Annotated in this window: 8 protein-coding genes; 4 read left to right on the plus strand and 4 right to left on the minus strand. The window is 36.9% G+C overall.

The genetic code is table 11. From position 1 onward, the window contains the following. Positions 1–344 precede the first annotated feature (344 nt). A complete protein-coding gene (gene mobQ, locus FTU06_RS16415) occupies positions 345–1,316 on the plus strand; it encodes a MobQ family relaxase (protein ID WP_180015673.1) in 972 nt (323 codons plus the stop codon). Then, entirely contained in the window at positions 1,313–1,810 is a 498-nt protein-coding gene (locus FTU06_RS16420) for a hypothetical protein (protein ID WP_179997568.1), read from the plus strand. Before mobQ ends, FTU06_RS16420 begins: the two co-directional genes overlap by 4 nt. A gap of 111 nt (positions 1,811–1,921) precedes the next feature. Here FTU06_RS16420 and FTU06_RS16425 read toward each other — a convergent pair whose 3' ends face one another. The 3 genes from FTU06_RS16425 to FTU06_RS16435 form a co-directional block, all read right to left on the minus strand. Beyond that, positions 1,922–2,203: a type II toxin-antitoxin system YafQ family toxin gene (locus FTU06_RS16425; protein WP_001129137.1), complete on the minus strand. Its 282-nt coding sequence runs from the start codon at positions 2,201–2,203 to the stop codon at positions 1,922–1,924. After that, positions 2,196–2,489, minus strand: coding sequence for a type II toxin-antitoxin system RelB/DinJ family antitoxin (locus FTU06_RS16430; RefSeq protein WP_001277151.1), 294 nt, complete (start codon positions 2,487–2,489; stop codon positions 2,196–2,198). Before FTU06_RS16430 ends, FTU06_RS16425 begins: the two co-directional genes overlap by 8 nt. A gap of 134 nt (positions 2,490–2,623) precedes the next feature. After that, positions 2,624–3,253 (minus strand): hypothetical protein, encoded by a 630-nt coding sequence (locus FTU06_RS16435; RefSeq protein ID WP_078194520.1) that lies wholly within the window; start codon positions 3,251–3,253, stop codon positions 2,624–2,626. Positions 3,254–4,023: 770 nt separating this feature from the next. Between FTU06_RS16435 and repM the strand changes: the two genes are divergently transcribed. Then, positions 4,024–4,953 (plus strand): replication initiation protein RepM, encoded by a 930-nt coding sequence (gene repM, locus FTU06_RS16440; RefSeq protein WP_152872916.1) that lies wholly within the window; start codon positions 4,024–4,026, stop codon positions 4,951–4,953. Beyond that, entirely contained in the window at positions 4,950–5,246 is a 297-nt protein-coding gene (locus FTU06_RS16445; RefSeq protein ID WP_179996659.1) for a hypothetical protein, read from the plus strand. The genes repM and FTU06_RS16445 overlap by 4 nt, the downstream gene beginning before the upstream one ends. Here the strand turns inward: FTU06_RS16445 and FTU06_RS16450 are convergent. Beyond that, on the minus strand, positions 5,243–5,524 hold the full coding sequence (locus tag FTU06_RS16450) for a hypothetical protein (protein WP_005254311.1): 282 nt from the start codon (positions 5,522–5,524) through the stop codon (positions 5,243–5,245). The genes FTU06_RS16445 and FTU06_RS16450 overlap by 4 nt on opposite strands. Positions 5,525–5,598: the final 74 nt, after the last annotated feature.

The raw sequence follows: 5,598 nt of genomic DNA on the forward strand, positions 1-5,598 counted from the left end.
TAAGACCCTATGAATTGAAATTCAAGCGGGTAATATGCTATCGTGTTTTTCATGAAATGCGCACTTACGACTTGGATTTCATCCAAGTCAAAGTTTGCGTAAGGGGAATCCCCTTAACCCCAAAAAATTGCTACGCAATTTAAAAAAGCAAAAGGTAAATAAAAATGTATCGGTATAATTTTAGAGAAACTCACCTTTACCTTTGTCCAAATTGCGGACACGAATGCACTTATAAGATGCCTGAACAGATGGCACAACATGCAGAAGAAAGAGAAGTTCAGAACCTAAAAAGAGAATGTGAAAAATGCGGTTATTACGTCCCTGCTAGTCGGAAGTGTTAAGCGATGGCGATTTATCATTGCTCGACCAAAACAGTTAATCGAAGTTCAGGCAGAACTGCTGTTGCATCTATGGCTTATCGTGCAGGTGAAAAGCTCAAAGATGAACGCACAGGGCTGACCCATGACTTTACAAGAAAAGATGGTGTCGCCCATTCAGAAATTATCTCGAATCTCGATATTGAAATTGACCGTAATGACCTTTGGAACTTGGCAGAACAGTCCGAAAACCGCAAAGATGCCCGAACCGCTAGAGAATGGGTAATCGCCCTACCCGATGAATTAGACGCTGATCAACGTAAGGACTTGGCAAAAGACTTTGCCAGGTCCTTAGTTGATCGCTATGACGTAATCGCAGATTTAGCCATCCATGAACCGAGTAAAGGCGGTAATGATAAAAACCATCACGCCCATATCATGCTCACAACCCGAAAAGCCGAATTGAATGCAGACAATAAACTCACTCTGACCACCAAAACCGATATTGAACTCAGTAACGCCAAACGAAAAAGCCTTGGTATGGGGACAACCCAAGACGAAATTAAACAGATTCGGGAAACGTGGGCAAATTTAGCCAATCACGCATTAGAACGAGCAGGCTTTCAGGAAAAAATAGACCACCGCAGCTATGCCGATCAGAATAACGGACTACAAGCCACCATCCATGAAGGCACTAAAGTCACCCAATTACGCAGACAAGGCATAGACACTGAAATCAGCCGTTTTAATGACAATGTGAAACAGCAGAACGCCCAACAGCTTGACCAACAGAAACAGCAGAAAGAGAGCGTTTTACAGCGTGGTTTAAACCGTGTCGATCAAGGTTTTGATCAATGGCAGAAGAACCAAGAAACCAAACGTCTAGAACTGGAACGCCAAGCGGAAATGAAACGACAGCAAGAATTAGATAAACAACGAGCCGAGCAAGCACTCCGCAAGGCATCTCAAAAACTAAGTAGAGGCGGAATGTCATTATGAGCAATCAAAATGATTTAGATGACCAGTTATATATTTTATTGGCATCCATGAAGGAATATCGAGAAGCCATAGCAGACGATAAGAAGCGATTAGAGCAGTTTTACAACCAAGTCGCTAGTGGAGTGCTAGACAAGGCTGAAAAATCGCTAGAAAACGCAAATAAAAAGCATACAGGTGCATTAAACAACAGTATTCAGGCATTAAACGAAGCTACAAACAGGCTCAACTTAAAACTTATCCTTATTTTTGCCAGCACGTTTGTGGCTGTGATGATGGTATTCATTTTGGCTATCTTCTTATACATACCAAGCAAAGACGAAATTGATGAACGTAGAGCAGATCTGGCTGTACTAAAAAAATATCCGCTACAAATTCGAGAAAGTGATGGTGAAACATTGGTGAGAATAATGAGGAAAAATTGCTACTCGTTTGAACCGAGTAGTGTCAAAGAAAAAACCTATGACTGGTGTCAGATCGACCCTAAAAAATACTAGTTGATCGGTACTTTGCTTGGTTTTTCTCATTACGAATCAAATTACAGCAAGCGCAAAGTTGCCCGACTTTGAAACATGGCTAAAGCCATATTTCAAAGCATCGAGCGATAGTCATCCAAAAATTTCGGAATGGCTATCCAACTGATGCAGTTCTAAAATATCGTCACCAACAAGCCTATAAATCAAGACTAAGTCAGGCTTCACATGACAATCACGACAATTCTTAAACTCTGCACCACCCTTCAAGGGATGATCTAAATATTTTTCAGGCAAAGGATTATTTGCGACTAAACAATCTAATACTTCTGCCCATTCAGCCGTAACCAGTTCTAAATAACGTCTTTTAATATCACGTTTAAAAGAACTGGTTACGATAATCTTACGTTTAGCCATGTGCTTCTTCCGACATAGCTTTAATCGCTTCTTCTACCGTTTCGTACTCGGTGTACTCGCCATTTTCAATCTCTTTTAAAGATTGAAGTAACTTAGCTGCTGCTTTAGGAGTTAAAGCAGTTTCTCGCGCATAGTCAAAAGATAAAGGGATCGCCTTAGTTTTAACGATTTGATTCAAGAACAGTTTGAATGCTTGGGGCATAGTCAAACCGTAGTCTTCTAAAATAGGCGTGACTTGTTCTTTTAACTCTGCTTCTAAGCGCATATTGAAATTGACTGCGGACATGATTTCCTCACTCAAAAAACATTAAAGTAAAGATAATATAAGGCATATTCTTTACTTTTTCATTACTTTTGATGTAATAAATGGTTTCTAACAAATGAATTTCGTATAACCACCATTATGTTAAATGTATAACTTTATAAAGTGTTAATTTTAAAGTCTTCCAATGTTTTGCCTTTTTCTTCTAATAAATTATGAACAAACTCAGGCTCTAATTTCAGCATCAGTTCAATAGCATCATGGATTTTCCAAAATTGTAATTCAGGATGATCTATTATTTGGATTAAATGGTTTTTAATTAAAGGAATATATTCATCGTATTTTTCATCATCAATTAACCAAAATAAGCGACTAATATCAAATGGTTCTGTATTAGATATTTCTATAATCTTTTGTATAGGATGAAATATTTTTATTCTAGCCTGTTCACCAAATCCTAGATCAGCTTGGAATGCCCAATAACGAACAAAAGCTCTAAGTACATGCTGAAGTGTATCATCATAACCATGTAAACGATGATCTATATAACCAACTAATTTATTTTCATTTAATAAATTTACTAATGCATCAAAACCAGAGGATTGTCCCCAATTAGTCAGAAGTTTTGCTGCCTCAAATACAATATTTTCATCAGAAGAATTTAATAAATTTATGACTTGTTCTATACGATCTTCAGGAATATCTTCTGGATCTAAATCTGTTGCATCACATGCGTAATCTGCATGAGTAGGAACGTCATGCAGTAATACAGAAATTTCTTTATTCATTAAGCCACTCATTAATAATTATCTTAAGATTTTCTAAAATTAACATAATACACCTTATACGAAATGCGTTATAATTATCTATAGAAATCAATGCTGTAGTTTCTAGTTTATAGCCCAGTCTCCCATGACTGGGCTTTTTTTATGACTTTTCACGTTCCACGACTATTATTTAAGCAATGTTTCACAACTTTGATTAGCTCCAGTAAATAATTAAAACCTAGATAATAAGAACCTAGCGAGTGTCTACGAGCGATTGAGCATCATCAAAATTTCGCCCTTGCCTTTTCTCTGATTACAAGCTCCCTTTCGATTTTAAAAGGTAGGTACAGAGCATCCCGAATGGGTGCGAACTTTGGAGCTTTTGCTTTTCAAAAAGTATGAGCGAAGCGAATACATTACCAATGCTTTTGCTTTTAGATTTCACAAACATGATTAACTAAAAACTGCCCCACGAAGCGAGGAACGAGCTTCAATAGAGTACGAGCTTTAGCGAGTACCTAGGGCAGTTTGCACTCCCCTCTCGAAAGGCTTTTAATTATTTTTAAAGCTTTTAATGCTTTTAGACAGGTTGAAACCCTTGTGTAGTAAGTGTTACAGACTATATAAACGGACATTTGCTCTTGTATAAACGGACATTTGCTCTTGTATAAACGGACATTTGCTCTTGTATAAACGGACATTTACTCTTAATTAAAGGACGTTATAAATATTGACCTTAAAAAGATATTAGATTACATTGTCCTTTAATTAGATAATAATAAGTTCTTCTTATGAAAAATAGTTTAGTCGTGAAAGATAATGCTCTAATAAATGCCAGTTACAACCTAGAGCTAACGGAACAACGTTTGATCATGCTAGCTATCATTAATGCTAGAGAATCGGGACAAGGAATCACTGCGGATAGTAAACTGGAAATACATGCTAGTGACTACGCCAAGCTATTCAATGTATCTGCCGATGCGTCATATAAAGCTTTGAGAGAAGCTGTAAATAATCTGTTTAATCGTCAATTTAGTTATACAGCCGAATATAAAAAAACAGGCAAAGTCGGCATTGTTCGATCTCGCTGGGTAAGCCGTATATTTTATGTAGATGACCTAGCATTGTTAGAAATTACTTTTGCTCCTGATGTAGTGCCTTTAATCACACGATTGGAAGAACACTTTACAAAATATGAAGCTAAACAAGTTGCTCACCTAACCAGTAAATACGCCACTAGGCTTTATGAATTGCTGATTGCTTGGCGTGAAGTTGGAAAAGTTCCACAACTAGAACTTAGTGAGTTTAGAAATAGATTAGGTCTTGTTGATAGTGAATACACCGCCATGAGTGACTTCAAAAAGCGTGTGCTTGAACCATCAATTAAACAAATTAATGAGCATACTGATATTACTGTAACGTATGAACAGCATAAAAAAGGACGGATCATTTCAGGTTTTTCTTTCAAATTTAAGCAAAAACAACAGCCAAAAGTTGAAGCAAAAAGAGATCCAAACACGCCTGATTTTTTTATAAAAATGACCGATGCACAACGCCATTTATTTGCGAATAAAATGTCTGAAATGCCTGAGATGGGAATATATTCACAAGGTACAGAAAGCTACCAACAATTTGCTATTCGTATCGCTGATATGCTTTTAGAGCCTGAAAAATTCAGAGAGCTTTATCCAATTTTAGAAAAATCAGGATTTCAGCCATGATTAAATTAAATAACCTATCAACCGATCTAAAGCATGTGACCGTTGAATACCTCGACATCGTAAATTATGAAATTGCGAGGGAAAATATATGCGGTTATATCTTCCTATTATCCCGACTATCCAAAGATGCCGAACCCACCGAAAAAATGCAGATGGAAAGCAAAATACAGGACTTAATTTACTATCGAGATAATTTGCAGATAGAAGACAAGGACAATATTCAAAAGGTTTTAAATACGCTCATTCCAGAGTATCAAGCCGAACAAAACAACCAAATAGCGAAGAAAAATTAGGCTTCAATGTCGGGCAAATCAAAAAGCTGTCGATCTCTATTTTCTGTTAAATACTCGTTGAGTTCAGCGAGTATTTTTTCTTTATTGGCTTCATTCTGCATTTTTTTAATCAAATAAGAACCGAGCAGAATTTTACGCCGAGTATCATCTTTTCGTTGCTGTTCCTTTTGCTTGGTACGTTCTCTTGCTTCGATAGCTTGTTTCTGTGCTTTTAACTGTTTCAGTTTCTCTAACTGGGCTTCAATTTTCTTTTCGATATTTTCAGCAGATTTAGTCATAACGGTTAATTTCGGAATATAGAAAACCACTCAAGCATAAGACCCTATGAATTGAAATTCAAGCGGGTAATATG

Origin of the sequence: Acinetobacter sp. YH12052, from assembly GCF_013419835.1 — a bacterium.
In the GTDB taxonomy this organism is placed as follows: Bacteria; Pseudomonadota; Gammaproteobacteria; order Pseudomonadales; family Moraxellaceae; genus Acinetobacter; species Acinetobacter amyesii.

Excerpts from the sequence above, each read along its gene's own strand:
- mobQ (WP_180015673.1), top strand. The coding sequence starts at position 345 with ATGGCGATTTATCATTGCTCGACCAAAACAGTTAATCGAAGTTCAGGC.
- FTU06_RS16420 (WP_179997568.1), top strand. The coding sequence starts at position 1,313 with ATGAGCAATCAAAATGATTTAGATGACCAGTTATATATTTTATTGGCA.
- FTU06_RS16425 (WP_001129137.1), bottom strand. The coding sequence starts at position 2,203 with ATGGCTAAACGTAAGATTATCGTAACCAGTTCTTTTAAACGTGATATT.
- FTU06_RS16430 (WP_001277151.1), bottom strand. The coding sequence starts at position 2,489 with ATGTCCGCAGTCAATTTCAATATGCGCTTAGAAGCAGAGTTAAAAGAA.
- FTU06_RS16435 (WP_078194520.1), bottom strand. The coding sequence starts at position 3,253 with ATGAATAAAGAAATTTCTGTATTACTGCATGACGTTCCTACTCATGCA.
- repM (WP_152872916.1), top strand. The coding sequence starts at position 4,024 with ATGAAAAATAGTTTAGTCGTGAAAGATAATGCTCTAATAAATGCCAGT.
- FTU06_RS16445 (WP_179996659.1), top strand. The coding sequence starts at position 4,950 with ATGATTAAATTAAATAACCTATCAACCGATCTAAAGCATGTGACCGTT.
- FTU06_RS16450 (WP_005254311.1), bottom strand. The coding sequence starts at position 5,524 with ATGACTAAATCTGCTGAAAATATCGAAAAGAAAATTGAAGCCCAGTTA.